Source organism: Bradyrhizobium sp. SRS-191, from assembly GCF_024586915.1.
Classification (GTDB): domain Bacteria; phylum Pseudomonadota; class Alphaproteobacteria; order Rhizobiales; family Xanthobacteraceae; genus Bradyrhizobium.
In genome coordinates this window covers 149,066-166,325 of the sequence record NZ_JANBVS010000005.1, presented here as the reverse complement: position 1 = coordinate 166,325, position 17,260 = coordinate 149,066, and the positions used below count along the sequence as shown (strand labels likewise).

The 17,260-nt window shown below is 65.8% G+C and carries 16 protein-coding genes; 10 read left to right on the top strand and 6 right to left on the bottom strand.

Translation table 11 applies throughout. The features are described from left to right. Positions 1 to 81: 81 nt before the first annotated feature. Complete coding sequence (locus tag NLR35_RS11510) at positions 82 to 645, bottom strand: nitroreductase (RefSeq protein ID WP_257166651.1); 564 nt, start codon at positions 643 to 645, stop codon at positions 82 to 84. 305 nt (positions 646 to 950) lie between these two features. On the opposite strand from NLR35_RS11510, the gene NLR35_RS11505 reads away from it, so the two are divergent. Then, positions 951 to 1,850, top strand: a complete 900-nt coding sequence (locus NLR35_RS11505; RefSeq protein WP_257166650.1) for a hypothetical protein — start codon at positions 951 to 953, stop codon at positions 1,848 to 1,850. A gap of 163 nt (positions 1,851 to 2,013) precedes the next feature. Here NLR35_RS11505 and thrS read toward each other — a convergent pair whose 3' ends face one another. Next, complete coding sequence (gene thrS, locus NLR35_RS11500) at positions 2,014 to 4,080, bottom strand: threonine--tRNA ligase (RefSeq protein WP_257166649.1); 2,067 nt, start codon at positions 4,078 to 4,080, stop codon at positions 2,014 to 2,016. A gap of 456 nt (positions 4,081 to 4,536) precedes the next feature. Between thrS and NLR35_RS11495 the strand changes: the two genes are divergently transcribed. From NLR35_RS11495 to NLR35_RS11485, 3 genes are all read left to right on the top strand, one after another. Further along, entirely contained in the window at positions 4,537 to 5,820 is a 1,284-nt protein-coding gene (locus tag NLR35_RS11495) for a hypothetical protein (RefSeq protein WP_257166850.1), read from the top strand. Positions 5,821 to 5,933: 113 nt separating this feature from the next. Further along, a complete protein-coding gene (locus tag NLR35_RS11490; RefSeq protein ID WP_257166648.1) occupies positions 5,934 to 7,109 on the top strand; it encodes an MFS transporter in 1,176 nt (391 codons plus the stop codon). Between the two features lie 169 nt (positions 7,110 to 7,278). Further along, positions 7,279 to 7,641, top strand: a complete 363-nt coding sequence (locus tag NLR35_RS11485; protein ID WP_257166647.1) for a hypothetical protein — start codon at positions 7,279 to 7,281, stop codon at positions 7,639 to 7,641. Positions 7,642 to 7,671: 30 nt separating this feature from the next. Here the strand turns inward: NLR35_RS11485 and NLR35_RS11480 are convergent, their stop codons facing one another. After that, the gene (locus NLR35_RS11480) at positions 7,672 to 8,802 is read right to left on the bottom strand and encodes an alpha/beta hydrolase (RefSeq protein ID WP_374940809.1); all 1,131 of its coding nucleotides are present in this window, start codon (positions 8,800 to 8,802) and stop codon (positions 7,672 to 7,674) included. Between the two features lie 425 nt (positions 8,803 to 9,227). Here NLR35_RS11480 and NLR35_RS11475 point away from each other — a divergent pair, with 425 nt between their 5' ends. Both NLR35_RS11475 and NLR35_RS11470 read left to right on the top strand, forming a co-directional pair. Further along, entirely contained in the window at positions 9,228 to 10,619 is a 1,392-nt protein-coding gene (locus NLR35_RS11475) for an APC family permease (RefSeq protein ID WP_257166645.1), read from the top strand. A gap of 2 nt (positions 10,620 to 10,621) precedes the next feature. Further along, a complete protein-coding gene (locus NLR35_RS11470) occupies positions 10,622 to 11,857 on the top strand; it encodes a hypothetical protein (protein ID WP_257166849.1) in 1,236 nt (411 codons plus the stop codon). A gap of 111 nt (positions 11,858 to 11,968) precedes the next feature. On the opposite strand, the gene NLR35_RS11465 is transcribed toward NLR35_RS11470, so the two are convergent. Both NLR35_RS11465 and yidD read right to left on the bottom strand, forming a co-directional pair. Then, a complete protein-coding gene (locus NLR35_RS11465; protein ID WP_257166644.1) occupies positions 11,969 to 12,196 on the bottom strand; it encodes a hypothetical protein in 228 nt (75 codons plus the stop codon). Positions 12,197 to 12,352: 156 nt separating this feature from the next. Further along, positions 12,353 to 12,706, bottom strand: a complete 354-nt coding sequence (gene yidD, locus NLR35_RS11460) for a membrane protein insertion efficiency factor YidD (RefSeq protein ID WP_257166643.1) — start codon at positions 12,704 to 12,706, stop codon at positions 12,353 to 12,355. 262 nt (positions 12,707 to 12,968) lie between these two features. On the opposite strand from yidD, the gene NLR35_RS11455 reads away from it, so the two are divergent. Continuing rightward, positions 12,969 to 13,856 carry a hypothetical protein gene (locus NLR35_RS11455; protein ID WP_257166642.1) on the top strand — a complete coding sequence of 296 codons (888 nt, stop codon included), beginning with the start codon at positions 12,969 to 12,971 and terminating at the stop codon, positions 13,854 to 13,856. A gap of 114 nt (positions 13,857 to 13,970) precedes the next feature. Here NLR35_RS11455 and NLR35_RS11450 read toward each other — a convergent pair whose 3' ends face one another. After that, positions 13,971 to 14,429 (bottom strand): iron-sulfur cluster assembly scaffold protein, encoded by a 459-nt coding sequence (locus NLR35_RS11450; RefSeq protein WP_257166641.1) that lies wholly within the window; start codon positions 14,427 to 14,429, stop codon positions 13,971 to 13,973. A gap of 227 nt (positions 14,430 to 14,656) precedes the next feature. On the opposite strand from NLR35_RS11450, the gene folE reads away from it, so the two are divergent. The 3 genes from folE to NLR35_RS11435 all read left to right on the top strand — a co-directional run bounded on the left by folE (position 14,657) and on the right by NLR35_RS11435 (position 17,003). Beyond that, positions 14,657 to 15,364 (top strand): GTP cyclohydrolase I FolE, encoded by a 708-nt coding sequence (gene folE / locus NLR35_RS11445; protein WP_006612926.1) that lies wholly within the window; start codon positions 14,657 to 14,659, stop codon positions 15,362 to 15,364. Between the two features lie 30 nt (positions 15,365 to 15,394). After that, positions 15,395 to 15,823 carry a phosphoribosyl-AMP cyclohydrolase gene (gene hisI / locus NLR35_RS11440; protein ID WP_257166640.1) on the top strand — a complete coding sequence of 143 codons (429 nt, stop codon included), beginning with the start codon at positions 15,395 to 15,397 and terminating at the stop codon, positions 15,821 to 15,823. A 151-nt stretch (positions 15,824 to 15,974) separates the two neighbouring features. Next, a complete protein-coding gene (locus NLR35_RS11435; RefSeq protein ID WP_257166639.1) occupies positions 15,975 to 17,003 on the top strand; it encodes a transglycosylase SLT domain-containing protein in 1,029 nt (342 codons plus the stop codon). The last annotated feature ends 257 nt before the right edge of the window (positions 17,004 to 17,260 follow it).

The window sequence follows — 17,260 nt, the reverse complement described above, 5'->3', positions numbered from 1 at the left end:
GCCGACCCAGAGTCCATCACCACGCCGGCCGGTGGTTATGGATCCCGGCGTTCGCCGGGACGACAGCGGAGATTGTGGCGGTCAGAACCGCGTGACGATGTCAGCCAGCGCGGGGCGGGGGCGGTCCTCGCTCGGCTTGGTGGGCTTGCCGATATGAATGAGCCCGGCGAGCTTCTCCTCCGGCTTCAGCCCGAGCCCGTCCATCACGTCGCGGTCGAACATGAACCAGCCGGACAGCCAGCAGCCGCCATAGCCGAGCGCGGTGGCCGCTGTGAGGATGTTCATCGCGCTGGCGCCGGCCGAGAGCTCCTGCTCATAGGCCGGCACCTTGGGATGCGGCCGGGTGAAGCTGACGAGGCCGATCACCAGCGGCGCCTCCATGAAGCGGTTCTTCTCCACCTCGAGTTCGGCGGCGCTCGCCTGCGGGTTCTTCCTGGCGAACGCGGCGGCGATGACCTCACCGGCGCGGCGGCGGCCGTCGCCCTCGAACACGATGAAGCGCCAGGGCGCCAGCTTGCCATGGTCCGGCACGCGGGCGCCGATGGTCAGGATGGTGTCGATCTCGCTGGGCGAGGGGCCGGGGCCGCTCATCTCGCGCGGTTTCACGGAGCGTCGGGTCTTCAGGAGTTCAATCGCGTCGGGCACGTCGGTGGATCTCGTTCGTTGCACGCGGAACAGATAGCATGCGCCCCAGCCTGCAACGAGGCCGCGGCACGGCGTTTTGATCGGTTCTACCGCCTCCGTCCGGGCCTCACGACCAGCGCGCCGATGCCTGACGCCTGTGCGGGTTCCGGCGAGGGCTTCTCGCGACGCCAAGCGGAGCGCGCGTCTGCGGCCATCTGTCCAAATTGCTGTCATCGGCGCGAATTGTCGAACCTGAGGCGCGCCGGTAAAAACATAATGCTGAGAGATCCGCCGAGGGCGCCTCACGTGCAAGATCAGACCTGCCGATGACCGTACCGAGACCATCAGCTGACGCTGTCGCCCGGCTGCGCCGGATGCCCGGCTTTGCGCGCGCGATGCGGGCGTCGACCGCCGCGGCCATCCGGCTCTACCGCGGCGACCGCATTCTCAATGCGCTGCTGAGCGACCGGGCACGGGCGCTGTTTCCGCATTTCGCGCTTTACCTGCATTTCGCCGAGCAGCGCGAGGGCGAGCTCGGCCTCACGGTCGGCGCCATGAAGGCGATGTGCGCCAGGCTCGACCTGTGCAGCGCCGGCCGCTGCGAAGCCATGCTGGCGTTGATGCGGGCGACCGGGCTGGTGGCGTCGGCCTCCAACCCCGATCGCCGCAGGAGGCCGCTGGTGCCGACCGACAAGCTGATCGCGTTGCATCGGGATCGCTGGGGCGTGCAGTTCGACGCCATGAGCGCGGTGCTGCCGGCCGCCGTGGCCTATCGGGCCGGGTTGAACGATCCGGCGTTCGTGAAGGCGTTCGTGCTCGAGCTCGGTCGCCGCTTCATCGCGGGCGCGCGGGTGCTCGATGGCGCGCCGGAGCTCGAGCCGTTTGCCGAGCGCACCGCCGGCATGGTGGTCCTGTTCAGCCTGGCGCAGAGCTCGGCGCCGGAGGACGCGTTTCCGCCGGACAGTCCCGTGCCGTACTCGATCAATGGTCTGGCGACGCGCTTTTCGGTGTCGCGCAAGCACGTGCTGACCTTGCTGCGCGAGGCCGAGGAGAAGGGCCTGCTGGTCCGCGGCACCGACGCCATCACCATCCTGCCGCTGGGCCGCGACGCCATCGAGCGGATGCTCGCGACCATGTTCCTCTACATGGCCGAATGCGCCGACGTGGCGCTGCAGGCGGGCAGGGAGGCAAGTGCGACGGATGCTGTCGCCACTCTGTCAGCGTAGCAGCTCGCGACAGCCGTCTGATGTGGACGCAAGATATCTCCACGGGTCAGTGCGAGCCGCGCTCGCAATGACGGCGAGGGAACGTGTTGATCGGGTCAACGCAAGCGACATGCGGGAACACCGTTCCCGCATGTCGGCCCGCTCCGGCGGGCGTAGGATGACCTCAGGCCGCCTCGCGCTGGCGACGGCGCACGTCCGGCGGCATCGCCTCGTCGACGAGCGCCGCGATGGCGTCCGCGGTCGGCATCACCGTCTGGCCATCGCGGCCGAGACGGCGGACGGAGACCGAATGCGTCTCGGCCTCCTTCTTGCCGACCACGAGCAGCGCCGGGATCTTCTGCAACGAATGCTCGCGGACCTTGTAGTTGATCTTCTCGTTGCGAAGATCGATCTCGGCCCGCAGACCCGCCCGGCGGAGCGCCGCCAGCACCTGCTTGGCGTATTCGTCGCCTTCCGAGGTGATGGTGGTGACGACGACCTGCGTCGGCGCCAGCCACAGCGGGAAGCTGCCGGCATAGTGCTCGATCAGGATGCCGATATAGCGCTCCATCGAGCCGCAGATCGCGCGATGCACCATCACCGGCGCCTTCTTGGCGCCGTCGGCATCGATGTAGAACGCGCCGAACCGCTCCGGCAGGTTGAAGTCGACCTGCGTGGTGCCGCACTGCCAGTCGCGGCCGATGGCGTCACGCAGAACGTATTCGAACTTCGGCCCGTAGAACGCGCCTTCGCCCGGATTGATCTCGGTGCGGATGTGGTTGTTCTGCGCCTTGATCTCGTTCAGCACGGTCGCCATCACGCGCTCGGCGTGGTCCCACATCTCGTCGGTGCCGACGCGCTTCTCCGGCCGGGTCGACAGCTTCACCGTCAACTCGCCCTCGAAACCGAAGTCGGAGTAGGTCGAGAGGATCAGATCGTTGATCTTCAGGCACTCCTCGGCGAGCTGGTCTTCCGTGCAGAACACATGCGCGTCGTCCTGGGTGAAGCCGCGCACCCGCATCAATCCGTGCATGGCGCCGGAGGCCTCGTAGCGGTGCACGACGCCGAACTCGGCAAGCCGCATCGGCAGGTCGCGATAGCTCTTCAGGCCATGCTTGAAGATCTGCACGTGACCCGGGCAGTTCATCGGCTTCAGCGCGAACCAGCGCTTGTCCTCGGCCTCGTCGCCGGCGGACTGCGCCGCGAACATGTTCTCGCGGTACCAGTTCCAGTGGCCCGAGGTCTCCCACAACGACTTGTCGAGGATCTGCGGCGCATTCACCTCGTCATAGTCGCCGGCGAGACGCCGGCGCATATAGGCGATCAGCGCCTGGAAGATGCTCCAGCCCTTGGGGTGCCAGAACACGACGCCAGGGCCTTCCTCCTGGAAGTGGAACAGGTCGAGCTCGCGGCCGAGCTTGCGGTGGTCGCGCTTCTCGGCTTCCTCGATCTGCTTGAGGTAGGCGTCGAGCTGCTCCTGCTTGGCGAAGGCGGTGCCGTAGATGCGGGTCAGCATCGGATTGTTGGAATCGCCGCGCCAATACGCGCCCGCCACCTTCATCAGCTTGAAGGCGTTGCCGATCTTCCCCGTCGAGGTCATGTGCGGGCCGCGGCACAGGTCGAACCAGTCGCCCTGGTAGTAGATCTTGATCGGCTCGCTGCCCGGAATGGCGTCGACCAGCTCGACCTTGAACGCCTCGCCCTTGTCGCGGAACACCTGCTTGGTCTTCTCGCGGTCCCACACCTCCTTGGTGAAGGGTTTGTCGCGGCCGATGATCTCGCGCATCTTCTTTTCGATCGCGGCGAAGTCCTCGGGCGTGAAGGGCTCGTTGCGGAAGAAGTCGTAATAGAAGCCGTTCTCGATCACGGGACCGATCGTGACCTGGGTGCCGGGCCACAGCGCCTGCACGGCTTCCGCGAGCACGTGCGCGCAATCGTGCCGGATCAATTCCAGCGCGCGCGGATCGTCGCGGTCGACGAGCTCGAGCTTGGCGTCCTCTTCGATCGGATCGTTGAGATCGACGACGTCGCCGTTCAGCGCCATCGCGACGGTGCGCTTGGCAAGCGAGGGCGAAATGCCCTTGGCGATGTCGAAGCCGGTGGTGCCCCTGGGATATTCGCGCTTGGCGCCGTCGGGGAAGCTGATGGTGATCTTCTCGACCGGGGCGGCGGGCTTCAGATTGCTGAGGCTGTACTGGAAGCCGGCTTTGGACTGGTCGGATTTCGAGTCGGGGGATTTCGAGTCAGGCATTGTCTCTCTCCGTTAGCTCACTCCTGCGAACGAGCGCAGGTAAGCGGGAGCAAGGGGTATAGCAGGGGATTTGCAGCCTGCAACCGGGAGAGGGACGGGAAAACCGGCCGATTTGGCTCGCCTGTTGCGGTGCGGACATTGCTGCCGGGTGCCGGTATGATACAACTTCAAGTGTTCGGGGCGTGGGGACGCGTGGTGATGGTGTCTTTTGGGGAGGCGCCACTCTCTCTTCTGGTCAGGCGTTGCGGCATCCAGATCGCGGCGCTGTCCGCGCTCGTGCTCACGGCCGTGACAGCCCATGCGGCCGTGCCGCCGGCCGAAAAGCCTGCGGCGGCCGCCAAGCCTTCTTTTCAACAGAAGCCTTCGTTCCAACAGAAGCCTGCGTTTCAACAAAAGCCGCTCTTGCCGCAGAAGCCTGCCGCGCAGGCCAAGCCCGCGGCGCCAGTCAAGCCGGGGATGCCGGTCACGCCGGGGGCGGAGGTCAAGCCTTCGAAGCGTCCCGGCAAGTCGCCGCGGATTGCGGACAATTTTGCGCCGATCTCGTTCGCCCTCGTCAAGGGACCGGCCGACGCATGCGGACCGGGCTGCGACAGCTGGATCGCGGCCGAAGGCAAGATCGACGGCGGCGCTGCGGCGCGGCTGCGCAAGGTCTTGAAGCTGGTCGGCGACCGCAAGCTGCCGATCTACTTCAATTCGCCGGGCGGCAATCTCGAGCAGGCGCTCGCGATGGGCAACATGCTGCGGGAGAAGAAGGCCTCGGTCCGGGTCGGGCGCACGACCGTGCGCGAATGCGGTTTCGAGTCGCAGGAAGGCGATGTCTGCACCAAGCTCAAGCAGTCCGGCCGCGAGCTGCACGGCGAGGTCTGGACGCGCGGAGCCATGTGCAATTCCGCCTGTCCCTATCTCATCCTCGGCGGCACCGTGCGTGAGATCGCGCCGGACGCGACGCTGGCGGTGCATTCGCCGCGCGTCATCCTGAATTACACCGGCGGCGTGCCGCCGCCCGAGGTGCGCGCCAAGGCGTTGCAGGCGGCGATGGCGCGGTCCGACAAGATGGTGCTCGACTACATCACCAGGCTCGGCGCCGACCCGGGCCTGCTCACGGTGGCGCGCTCCGTGCCGTTCGAGGGCATGCGCATCCTGACCCGTGAGGAGATCGTGCGCTTTGCGCTCGACCGCCGCGATCGCGTCGAAAGTCCCTGGATGTTCGAGGCCGCCAGCCGCGGCATTGCGTACAAGACGATTCTGTCGCGCGAGGAAGGCAAGGGCACGTTCCGGACCACCCGTCTTCAGCTGGTCTGCTTCGATCAGGACCGCTTCGAGCTCGACGTCGAGCGCAATGCGGCCGTTGGAGTTGCGGGCGGGGCGTTGTCGATGAGCAGCGGCGACGTCAGGCTGAATTTTCTGTCGCCGCCTCGCCGGTCCGGCGATCGCGAGACCTGGGGCGTGTTCATGAATGCCGCTCAGATCAGGTCGGTGGCGGCGGCACCGCGAGCGGAGCTGAGCGATGCGCTGCTCAACGTCGCGCGCCCCGGTGCTTTGACCTTTGCCGTTGGCAGCGAGGGGCTGGAGACGGCGCTGAAGAAGCTGACGGACAGCTGCCCGCCTTCGAAAGCTGTCGTTTATCCCGTCAACGTGCCGGTTCCCTGGACCCAGGTGTCTTCGCCCCAGATGCCTTCACCTCAAGTGTCTCCGCCTCAGCTGTCCTCGCCGCAGGCCTCCGCGCAGCCGGATCATTGACGTCGAGGAGGGGAAAGGACGGGAAGGAAAACAGAATGTCATGGACCGCATGAGACCTTTTCATGCAAGTGCATGAAAATCTCTGCTATTGAAGCGCCATGACCGCTCATCAGATGACATCCCTTCAGCCCTCGTCGCGCTTGGCCCCGACCGCGCTGATGTTCGGCAACATCGTCACCGGCTGCTCGGTGCTCGCGCCCGCCGGCATGCTGCCTCAGCTCGCCGAGGGACTCTCCATCGGCGTCCACACGGCGGGCCTGCTGATCACCTTCGGCGCCGTGGTGCTCTGCATCTGCTCGCCGCTGACGGCCTGGCTGACCAGCCGCTTCGACCGCCGCCTGTTGCTGGCCGTCACGCTGCTGGTTCTCGCGCTCGGCAATCTCGCCTCGGCCTTCGCGCCGGATTATGCGAGCCTGCTCGCGATCCGACTGGTGATGCTGGCAGTCGGTGCGCTGTACACGCCGCAGGCGGCGGGGACGGCGGCGCTGATCAGTCCGGTGGAGAAGCGCGGCAGCACCATCGCCTATGTGTTCCTCGGCTGGTCGCTGGCCGCCGCCGTCGGCCTGCCGCTGATCACCTTCATCGGCAGCCATTCGGGCTGGCGGACCGCCTATCTGGCCGTCGCCGCGGCCGGCGCCATCAGCTTCGTGCTGCTGACCTGGCGACTGCCCTCGGGCCTGAAGGGCGCGCCGGTCGAGCTGACGACCTGGATCGCGCTCGGCCGCAATCGCCTCGTCGTGCTGCTGCTGTTGATCACGATGCTGCAGATGTCGGGGCAGTTCGTGATCTTCACCTTCATGGGTCCGCTGCTGACCAAGCTGACCGGCGCTGATCCCAACCAGGTCGGGCTGGTGTTCGCGATCTATGGCGTCTGCGGGTTCCTCGGGGTCGTGATCGCGACTCGCATCGTCGATGGCTGGGGCGCCTATCGGACCTCGCTGCTGTTCTCCTGCCTGCTGTTCACGGGCATCGCCCTGTGGACGATCGGTGCAGGTGCCTATGCGCTGATGGCTGGGGCGGTGGCGGTCTGGGGCCTGGGATTTGCGTCGACCAACTCGATGCAGCAGGTCCGGCTGGTTGCTGCAGCGCCACCGCTTGCCTCGGCCTCGGTGTCGCTGAACACGTCCGTGCTCTATATCGGCCAAGCCATCGGGTCGGCGGTCGGCGGCAGCCTGTTCGCGCGCGATGCTCTCGGCGCCACCGGTCCGGTCGCGATGGGGTTCGTCGTGGTGGCGCTGCTCGCGATTCTGGCGAGCCGGCCGCGGGTCCCGGTTGCAGCCATGGCTTGAGGTCTGGCTTGAGGTCTGGCTTGAGGTCCACCGCGAACTGCGGCTTGGCGCTTGGCAAAACCTGCCGGACCGGATTAAAGCCGCTGTGGTGGGAGGCCACAGGGCAGGAGATCGCGCCATAAGCGGCGCTGGTCGCGTGCGCCATGGCCTGGATGAAAAGAGACATGGCATGAAAAAGATAGTGTTGAGCCTTGCCGCAATGTTGGTTTGCGCGCCAGCCCTGGCCCAGAGCAGCCCCCCGATGGTCGGTGACCGCCCGTTGGTGCAGGTCAAGCCGAAGGGAATGAAGACCGCGGCCGCCGCTCCGGCCAAGCCGCAGTCGACGGCCGTGAAGCTGCAGGCCTGTCTGGAGATCGAGGACGGCAGCAAGGAGCGGCTGGACTGCTACGACGCCGTCATCCCGCCGGCCGCCAAGCCAAAGGCGATGAAGGCGAAGTCCGTCGCCGACTGCAAGTTCACCAAGGAGCAGGACGAGCGGCTGGCCTGCTTCAACGGCTTCGTCGAGAACATGCCGAAGCTGCCGAAGAGCTGACGCGCTCTCGCGCAGGACGCCAGCGCGGGCTCAGCGGCTCGACGTGCTCTGGGCGCCGGCCGCAATCCGGATCGGTGGCTGCGCGACCGCCATCTTGGTCAACACGTCCCTGATCGGGTGGCGGGTCCAGGCCTGCGTCACGTAATCCCGGTGGGTGATTCCATCCTCGGTCTCGACGAAGACGACGCTGCCGGGACGCAGCGGCCGGTCCATGTCCTCGGAGACCTCGATGCCGCGATTGCGCAGCATCGCCATCAGCTCCTGATCATGACGCGCGGTGTAGCGCGTGTAGGAGCTGATGAAGAAGCCCGAGCGGTTGCGCTCGATCCAGTTGGCAAACTTGTCGAGCTGGCCATACACCGCATCGAGCAGCACGACGCCGCGCACGCGCTCGCTGATGCCGCCGACTTCGAGGCTCCAGGCGGTGGGAAGGAACCCGCCGCTGTAGCCGACGATCACGATCGGCATGCTCGCAAACGCCTTGGCGCTGGCGGGATCGCCGGTGAGGCGGGCGAGATTGCCGGCGGCCTCGTCCATGAAGCGCTTGAAGCCGCCGGGCTGCCAGAACTTGCCGGCCGAGGAATCCGCGGCATCGACCGCCATCTGCGGCGCCAGCAGCACGGCATTGACGCCGGAGCCGGTGATCTGTTGCGGCACAAGCTGCCGGTCGCGCACGTCGCGCTCCAGGGTGGCGCCGTTGCCGTGGAAGAACACCACGATCACCCCGGGCTTGCGCGCGTCGAACTGCTCAGGGACATGCACCAGCACGCGGCTGTCATTGTAGGTCTGGTCCTGCCAGTAGACGCGGCCGGAGAAGCTGCGGTGACCACGGCGCTCGCCGCTGGAGACGTTGAGGAACGGAGCGTCGGACGCTGGATTATTGCCGAAATAGGGGAACGCCGACGTCTTCATGCTGACAAGTGTGGTGAGATCCTCGCGCTGTTGCCGGGCGGGCGCCTGAGGTTCCAGCGATGCAACCTGATAGGGCGGCGGCTTCGGCGCGAAGTCGGACGGCGCATGCAGCGAAAAACTCTCGCTGGCCGATGGGAAGCGATCGCTGAACTCGGGGGCGGGAAAGCGCTGATCGAAGGTGAGCTCCTGCGACGGCGCTGCGTTGGCGGCGAGCGCTGCCGGATTCGGGGCTTGGCCGCACTGTGCCAGCGCAAGCGACAGAGCGCCGGCGGCGAGGCCGGAGGCCGCACGCAGGCAGCCGAAGCGGCGCATGCGGCTGTGTCTCCAATTTGCCAGAGCGGTCCCGATCATACGTCCCCAAGACGATCCTGAGCCGCGCAGCGGCTCCCCACAACCGTCGGTTTCATCAATCTGCGTCGCCGATGTTGAGGTCGCGTTAAGGATGGTGCCCGGTCAACCCCCGGCACGTCAGGCGACACACCACGCGATCGTGTCGCGATTGTGGGCCGGGGTGGCGGTCGATGCAACGCAAGGACCGACTTTTGGGGCGAAATAGGTAATATAAAACCTGTAACGGCGGCCATATTTAGTCCGCGTTAACTATGATTGAATGCTTTGGCCGGAACCTGAGCCTGAAGCAAAGGGAAGGGGCGCCGCGCGCGCCCTTCGAACAGATGGCTGCATCCGAGGCGGACGATGCCACCAGAGCGGGCCGGTCAGGCGGCGCCGCCGTTCCGTCCGTGTCTTGTCCGTCCGTGTCTTGGCCGGTCGCAACCGCGATCGTGATCGCCGACATGATCGGGGTCGGTGTGTTCACCAGCCTCGGCTTCCAGGTCAAGGACCTCCCGTCAGGCTTTGCGATCCTGCTGCTATGGGCCTTTGGCGGCCTCGTTTCGCTGTGCGGCGCACTGTCCTATGCGGAGCTCGGCACGATGTTTCCGCGCTCGAGCGGCGAGTACAATTTCCTCAACCGCGCGTTCCATCCGGCCATCGGGTTCATGGCCGGCTGGGTCTCCGCGACGGTCGGATTCGCCGCGCCGGTGGCGCTCGCGGCAATGGCGTTCGGAGAATATGGCCGCGCCGTCCTGCCGAATGTCCCGCCGATGCTGCTTGCGATCGGCGCGGTCTGGATCGTGACCCTCGTGCAGCTCGGCGGCATCAGGCAGTCCAGCCGCTTTCAGCTGCTGTCGACCGTGGTGAAACTCGGCCTGATCATCGCCTTCTTGGGCGCGGGCTGGGCCATCTCTGCGCCGCAGCCGGTGAGGTTCCTGCCGGCGACATCCGACATCGGCTATGTGACCAGCGCCGCGTTCGCGACCAGCCTGGTTTTCGTGATGTATGCCTTTTCCGGCTGGAACGCGGCGACCTACATCATCGGCGAGCTGCACGCGCCGGAGCGCACGCTGCCGCGCGCGCTGCTGTTGGGCACGCTGATCGTGCTCGTGCTCTACGTGGCGCTCAATGCGGTGTTCCTGCGGGCCGCGCCCACGAGCGAGCTCGCCGGCCAGCTGCAGGTCGCAAGCATTGCCGGCGCGCATATCTTCGGCGAGGCCGGCGGGCGCTTCGTCGCCGGGATGATCTGCATCGGACTTGTGCCGTCGATCGCCGCGATGATGTGGATCGGGCCGCGGGTGCTGATGACGATGGGCGAAGACATCCCGGCGCTGGCGCTGTTCGCCCGCCGATCGCGCAATGGCGCGCCGGCCTGGGCCATCCTGTTTCAGCTCACGGTGTCGACATTGATGCTGTTCACCGAGAGTTTCGAAGCCGTGCTCGACCTCGTCCAGTTCGCGTTGTTGTCGTGCTCGTTCCTCACCGTGCTCGGACTGTTGAGGCTGCGCATCACCCGGCCGGAGCTGAAGCGGCCGTACCGGGCGTGGGGCTATCCGGTCACGCCCTTGATCTTCCTCAGCGTGACCGGGTTCATGATGTACTACCTGATCACCGCGCGACCTTGGCAGGCCGGGCTCGGCGCTTTGGCGATGCTGTCGGGACTGTTGATCTATTGGTTCGCTCACGCGCGGTTCCGCCGGACCGCCGCAACAGCCATGTCGGGTTCGGAATGAGGATGGTGTTGGTGTCGAGACTTTGGTTCGCGGTCGCCTGCCTGCTTGTGGTGACCTGCGGCGCTGTGGAGGCGCAGACCGTCACGCCCGATGACACGGCGCGCGTGCTGGCGGGCATGGCACCGTCGGCAGGCTCGCCGCTCGCCGCGGTGACCCAGGATCCGGCGTGGCGGCGGCACGCGGCCTTCCTCGACAATGCGTTCAATCAGCTCGAGCAGCGCCAGTTGTCGAAGATCCGCGCCTGGACTGAGGCCAATCTCGCAGAACCGCGGCCGACGATGTTCTATTTCTTCTCGGGGCCTGACTTCCTCTACGCCGACGTCTTCGCGCCGAAGGCCACGACCTACGTGATGGCCGCGCTCGAGCCGACCGGTCCGATCCCGGACCTCACCACATTGTCCCGCGGCAGCGTCGGTCCCGCGCTGTCCTATGTCGAGCGCTCGCTGCAATCGATCCTGAGCTTCTCGTTCTTCATCACCAAGAACATGAAGGTCGATCTGCGCGAAGGCGAGATGGAGGGGACGCTGCCGATCCTCTACGTGTTCCTGGCGCGCACCGGCAAGACGATCCGCAGCGTGAGCCTGGTCTGGCTGGACGAGACCGGCGCGCTACACGCCGCGAACGAGCCACCGACCCGGAATGCGACCAAGGGCGCACGGATCGTGTTCGCTGGATCCGACGGCGTCGAGAAGACGCTCTATTACTTCTCGACGGATCTGTCCGACTCCGGGGTCAAGGCCAGCGGCTTTCTCAAATTCTGTGATCCGCTCGCTCCGGGCAACAGCCTGCTGAAGAGTGCGTCATACCTGCTGCACCTGAGCAGCTTCTCCCGGGTACGTAGCTGGCTGCTGCAGAACAGCGCCACGATCGTGCAGGACGATTCCGGCATTCCGCTGGCGAGTTACGATACGCGAGCGTGGCGGTTCTTCCCGTTCGGGCGCTATGCCGGTCCGATCGACAAGTTTCCCGGCATGTATCAGAACAGCTACGCCCGGTTGTTCGAGCGCGCGCAGCCGCTCGACTTTGGCATCGGCTATCGCTGGCGGACGCGGGAGTCCAACGTTCTGCTCTCGGTGAGATCGCCCTCGGCCGATACGACGGTGTCGGCCGAGGCCACGGGACCGGCTGAAACCAGCCCGCCGCCGCGCGCGCGCCGTGCACCGCGTCCGACGGAGCTTGTCCCAGCCTATCCGCCGCCACCGCGGCGCGACGAGTTCTTCTTCTGGCAGCGCTGGTAGAAACGGTGCCGCAGCGGCGTGATCCGCGTTCATGACCGCCGCCGCTTAGCTTGGTTACGCCATCTCGCAAAGCTCTTTCGACTACAAGACGCTAGTTGCGCTGCTTTGTCCTTACCAGTGCACGCTCTGGCTCGGCACGATGTAGGACGTGGTGGTCGGGGGCAGGGTGGTGCTGTCGGCGAGATAGCGCCAGGCGCCGACAATGACGATCAGCAGCGCGATGATGCAGAGCAGGTCGACCTGTCGTGCGTCATGCCCGACTTGATCCTGGCCGTGCAGATGATCGGGGTCGACACCGGTGCGGGATCGGCGCGATCTCGGGTTGATCGTCCAGCGCATGGTTGTCCTCCCGAAACGGAAGTTTCAACATCAATGCAACAGCGGTCGGCGACGTTCCTTGCGACGGCCGCCTGATCACATCAGACTAATCCTGCTACGAAATCTTGCTAGTCCGATTTGCTTCAAATCAAATGGTGCACTGCAACTAATCTGGACCTAACTGGGCCCGTTGACGCCGCGCCAGCGCGCGTAGCGCCAGGGTAGATACCAGCGCGCGCTGGCCGGCGCTTCCACCGGCACATTGTCGATGCCCGAGGTGCCGAACGGCTGGCAGCGCAACAGTCTTGCCAACGTCATCCAGCCGCCGGCCCACAGCCCGTAACGCTCGATGGCTTCATCGGCATAGACCGAGCAGGTCGGCATGTGCCGGCAATTGTAGCCAACCAGTGGCGACAGTGTGTGCCGATAGAGCCAGATCAGCGCATGGGCGGCGCGGCGGGGGAGTCGCGACAGCGTCCCCGACCGGATGTGCGCAGAATGGCAGGTGGGGTCAGAGCATGAGTGCTTCATGGGCGCTGTACCGGACGGATATGCGGGCTTTGACCGGTTCCTCGGCAAGGAACCTCCGCTCTCGCCCTCGTGTGGTGATGTGATGCAACAATGACAGGTTTTCAGCTGCGCCGCAGTGCGCCGCACCTGGACGCTCGGGAATTGCCCGGATACGTTTCCTGGCAACGATGTGACAGACTAATAACGGATTTGAGGCCAGCTTGTCAGGTCTTGAGACGAGGAAGACGAGGAACTGCGTACCGAGCTTTACGAGGGGGACGGATTGGGCGTGAGATTGCTGCGGTCGCGTAAGTTGCGCTGGATGCTTCTCGGTGTTGCAGCGCTGGGTGCCGTGCTCGGATGCACGGTCACCATCAACTCGAACACCGCGCGCGCCGGCGGCGCGCTCGAAGAGCGCAAACTTCCGATGCGGTTCAGCTGGGTGGCCTGCGAGCCGAATTGCGGCTGGATCAGCGCCGTCGGCATCGTCACCAGCGACAGTCCCAAGGACTTCGAGGATTTCGCCCGGGACCGCGATCTCACCGGCGCAACCCTGGTGCTCGATTCCAGCGGCGGCTCCGTCAACGACGCGATCACCCTGGGCCGCCGGTTCCGCGCCTTGAAGATGCGGACCACCGTCGGCATGACGCAGCGCCCCAGCCGGGCGAACGAGCGGCCGAAGGTCGTGCCCGAGGCCTATTGCGAGTCGATGTGCGTGTTCCTGCTGCTCGCCGGAACCACCCGCTATGTTCCTGACAGCGCACATGTTCGCGTTCACCAGATCTGGATGGGCGACCGCGCCGACGACGCCAAGGCCGCGAGCTATTCGGCGCAGGACCTGATGATCGTCGAGCGCGACATCGGCCGTCTCGCCAAATACACCTTCGACATGGGCGGCGCTGGCGATCTGCTGCTGCTCGCCCTCAACGTGCCGCCGTGGGAAGACCTGCACGAGCTGTCCCGTACGGAGCTGCGGACCACTAACGTCATGACGACCGAACTGCTGGCCGACGTGCTGCCACTGAAGGGCACGACGCCGGTCGCCGAGCTTGCGCCGAAGCCGGCCCGTGACAAGCAGCAGGACCGTTTCCCCGCAGCGCTCGACAAGCCGTTGTCCCGTACGGCCGAAGCCCTTCCGCAGGCGACGGTCGCGGCGACGCCGCAGCAATAATTCAGCGCCCGATGGGGTGAGGCAGCTCTGCCTCGCCCAGGGATGAAGGTGGCGGTCGCAAACTCCCGATCAGCGACGCCCGTCCGGATGCTTTTGGGCCGACGGGCTGGCTGTTCAGCCCTGCGCTGCGGCCGGCTCGTCCTTTGCCTTTGCTTCGATCTGGCCGATCGCATCCACCACCGCATCGAAGGTCAGCATGGTCGAGGCGTGGCGCGCCTTGTAGTCCCGCACCGGTTCGAGCAGGGCGATATCGGCCCATTTCCCCTCCGGCGGGGCGCCGTTCTCCTTGAGCATCCGGCGGACGATGTCGCGCAGCTCGCGGAGCTCCGCGGCGCTGGAACCGACGACATGGCGGGCCATGATCGAGGAGGAGGCCTGGCCCAGGGCACAGGCCTTCACGTCATGGGCGAAGTCGGTCACCACAGGGCCATCCATCTTGAGATCGATCTTCACGGTCGAGCCACACAGCTTGGAATGGGCCGTGGCGGTCGCGTCCGGGTTCTCCAGCCGTCCGAGTCGCGGAATGTTGCCGGCGAGCTCGATGATGCGCTTGTTGTAGATGTCGTTCAGCATGGGCCTGACGTTCCGGAATTACCGGCGGCCCGGCCTTGGCGGCCGGGTTTCATCGCCTTATATTGCGACTATATGGAAATGATTGGCAGGAATTCCAGCCGCATCCATAGGCGTCCGGCGCAGAGGCGCCAAGCCTGCGCGTGGCACCTCTGCAGGTGACGCCGTCCAAGGTGACGCTCTGCCGGTGACACTCCGGTCGGATTGCCGACCGGTCGAACGGAGTTGAGATGGACACTTTGATCAAGACGCTGCGCGCGAACAAGCCCGAGGGCAAGCCGTCCGAGACCAAGCTGACCGGTGAGCGCCCTGCGGAGCTCGACCCGGCCGAGTTTCTCGCCGCCGCCGTGCGGCCCGACCGTCCGCGGCCGTCGCGCGCCGAGGCGGAGGCCGCGGTCTATACGCTGCTCAATTACATCGGCGAGGATCCGACCCGCGAGGGCCTGATCGACACGCCGCGCCGTGTCGTCGAGGCCTATGACGAGCTGTTCCAGGGCTACCACCAATGCCCGGCCGAGGTGCTCGACCGCACCTTCGGCGAGACCGCCGGCTATGACGACTTCGTGCTGATTCGCGACATCGAGTTCACGTCGCAATGCGAGCATCACATGATGCCCTTCTACGGCCGCGCGCATATCGCCTATACGCCGGTCGAGCGGGTGGTGGGTCTGTCCAAGCTCGCGCGCCTGACGGATATCTTCGCGCGCCGGCTGCAGACCCAGGAGCATCTGACCGCCCAGATCGCAGCCGCGATCGACGAGGTGCTGAAGCCGCGCGGCGTCGCCGTGATGATCGAGGCCGAGCACACCTGCATGTCGGTGCGCGGCGTCGCCAAGCATGGCGCCGTCACCTTCACCAGCCGCTTCACCGGCATGTTCCGGGACAATCCGGCCGAGCAGTCGCGCTTCCTGTCCATGGTGCGCTCGCCGCAACGGTGAGTCTGCCCAAGCTCTTCAGCAGAGATTTTCGTGTCTTCATCCTCAGTTGAACGCGAGGAGGGCGCTGCCTTCCTGCCGAAATTCGACGCGGCCGGCTTGGTCACCTGCGTGACCACGGACGCCGTGAGCGGCGACGTGCTGATGGTCGCGCACATGAACGCGGAGGCGCTGCGCAAGACGGTCGCGACCGGTGAAGCCTGGTATTTCAGCCGCTCGCGCAACGCCTTGTGGCGCAAGGGCGAGAGCTCGGGCCAGACCCAGCGCGTCGTCGAGATGCGCACCGATTGCGACCAGGATGCGGTCTGGCTGCGTGTCGAGCAGACGGGGGCGGCCTGCCACACCGGCCGTCACTCCTGCTTCTATCGCAAGGTCGAGCGCGCGGATGACCAGGGCGGCGCGCGGCTGGTGTTCGTCGATGCCGAGCGCCTGTTCGATCCGAACGCGGTCTATCGCAAGTAGGTCAGAGGCCTGCATCCGGAAACGTCCGGGTCGTTCATTGGCCGTCTCGATCAGGCGAAATTAACCCGCCATTAACCATACCGATCGCATTTTGCCCGACGTTCCCCGGCGCGTTTGTCTGCCAGCGAATCTGCAAACAGCGGGTCTTCTCATGTCGGTCGACGCATCCAATTCCTCGCCCACCGGGCTTCTCGACGGCGTCCGGGCAAAGGTCGCCGGCGCGATCAAGCAGGCGGCGGATACGGTCGGGACCAGCTTCGAATATCTGCTGTCGACGGCGAAGATGGAGTCGGACTTCAATCCGAGCGCCGGCGCATCGACGTCCTCGGCGCGCGGACTTTATCAGTTCATCGACCAGACCTGGCTCGGCACTGTGAAGCAGGCCGGTGCCGATCTCGGCTATGGCCAATATGCCGACGCGATCACGCGGACCTCCTCGGGCGAGTACACCGTCAACGATCCCGGCATGCGGCAGGCGATCATGAAGCTGCGCGACGACCCGCAGGCGTCCTCCGCCATGGCCGCGGCGCTCACCCAGTCCAACAGCTTCCAGCTGACCGGCATGATCGGTCGCCGGCCGACCGACGCCGAACTCTATATGGCGCACTTTATGGGTGCGGGCGGGGCGGCGAAGCTGATCACCAGCGCCCAGAACACACCGAATGCCTCCGCCGCAGCGATCTTCCCAAGTGCCGCCGCCGCCAACCGTCCGATCTTCTATGATCGTGACGGCCAGGCGCGCAGCGTCTCGCAGGTCTATTCGGTGCTGACCAGCCGCTATGCCGGGGCGGCCAACTCCTCAGCGACGCGCGGCGCGCTCGCCCTCTATGGCACCGGCAGCAACGTCGCGGCCAATGCGGCCGGCGGCGGTGCGTTGCCGACCACTGACACCGCGACCTTCCTGTCGATGTTCCCGGATGTGCGGGGAGCGCAGGCCGCATCCGCCCGGACAGCCGACGCATCGGCGGCGAGCCGGCCCGCGGATCCGATGTTCCGCTCGCTCTTCCAGGTCGACGGCCAGTCCAGCCAAGCCGTGTCGTCGGATGTCCGCGACTTGTGGGGCCGCTCGCCGGCGGCCAGCGCCAGCTCCAGTGATGGCGACGGCGGCAACGCCGGCAACGGTTCGGGTCAGCGCAGGCTCGACCTGTTCAGCGATCGCAACGGAACGTTCTCGGGCTGATCTCCCTCCGGCGGGGCCAATCCGGACCCGCGATTCCTCCAATCGACAAATTTTTAATTGCTTAGCCGCTCTTCCCGCGGAAGGCGAAGGCTGCGTTTTGCCCGTCGGATTACGGCTAAATCAGCCAATCTGAGGTATCATAGTATAGTAAAAGCCTCCCGGCTTAATAAAACATCAACAAAACCAGCCACTTATGGTGAACGCTTTGTTAAGCGTCGTGGTTTATTTTCGGTGGTGTTGAGGCCCTCGTGGCCTTG

Coding starts and splice junctions, on each gene's coding strand:
- NLR35_RS11505 (WP_257166650.1), top strand. CDS start 951: ATGACCGTACCGAGACCATCAGCTGACGCTGTCGCCCGGCTGCGCCGG.
- thrS (WP_257166649.1), bottom strand. CDS start 4,080: ATGCCTGACTCGAAATCCCCCGACTCGAAATCCGACCAGTCCAAAGCC.
- NLR35_RS11495 (WP_257166850.1), top strand. CDS start 4,537: ATGCCGGTCACGCCGGGGGCGGAGGTCAAGCCTTCGAAGCGTCCCGGC.
- NLR35_RS11490 (WP_257166648.1), top strand. CDS start 5,934: ATGACATCCCTTCAGCCCTCGTCGCGCTTGGCCCCGACCGCGCTGATG.
- NLR35_RS11485 (WP_257166647.1), top strand. CDS start 7,279: ATGAAAAAGATAGTGTTGAGCCTTGCCGCAATGTTGGTTTGCGCGCCA.
- NLR35_RS11475 (WP_257166645.1), top strand. CDS start 9,228: ATGGCTGCATCCGAGGCGGACGATGCCACCAGAGCGGGCCGGTCAGGC.
- NLR35_RS11470 (WP_257166849.1), top strand. CDS start 10,622: ATGGTGTTGGTGTCGAGACTTTGGTTCGCGGTCGCCTGCCTGCTTGTG.
- NLR35_RS11465 (WP_257166644.1), bottom strand. CDS start 12,196: ATGCGCTGGACGATCAACCCGAGATCGCGCCGATCCCGCACCGGTGTC.
- yidD (WP_257166643.1), bottom strand. CDS start 12,706: ATGAAGCACTCATGCTCTGACCCCACCTGCCATTCTGCGCACATCCGG.
- NLR35_RS11450 (WP_257166641.1), bottom strand. CDS start 14,429: ATGCTGAACGACATCTACAACAAGCGCATCATCGAGCTCGCCGGCAAC.
- folE (WP_006612926.1), top strand. CDS start 14,657: ATGGACACTTTGATCAAGACGCTGCGCGCGAACAAGCCCGAGGGCAAG.
- NLR35_RS11435 (WP_257166639.1), top strand. CDS start 15,975: ATGTCGGTCGACGCATCCAATTCCTCGCCCACCGGGCTTCTCGACGGC.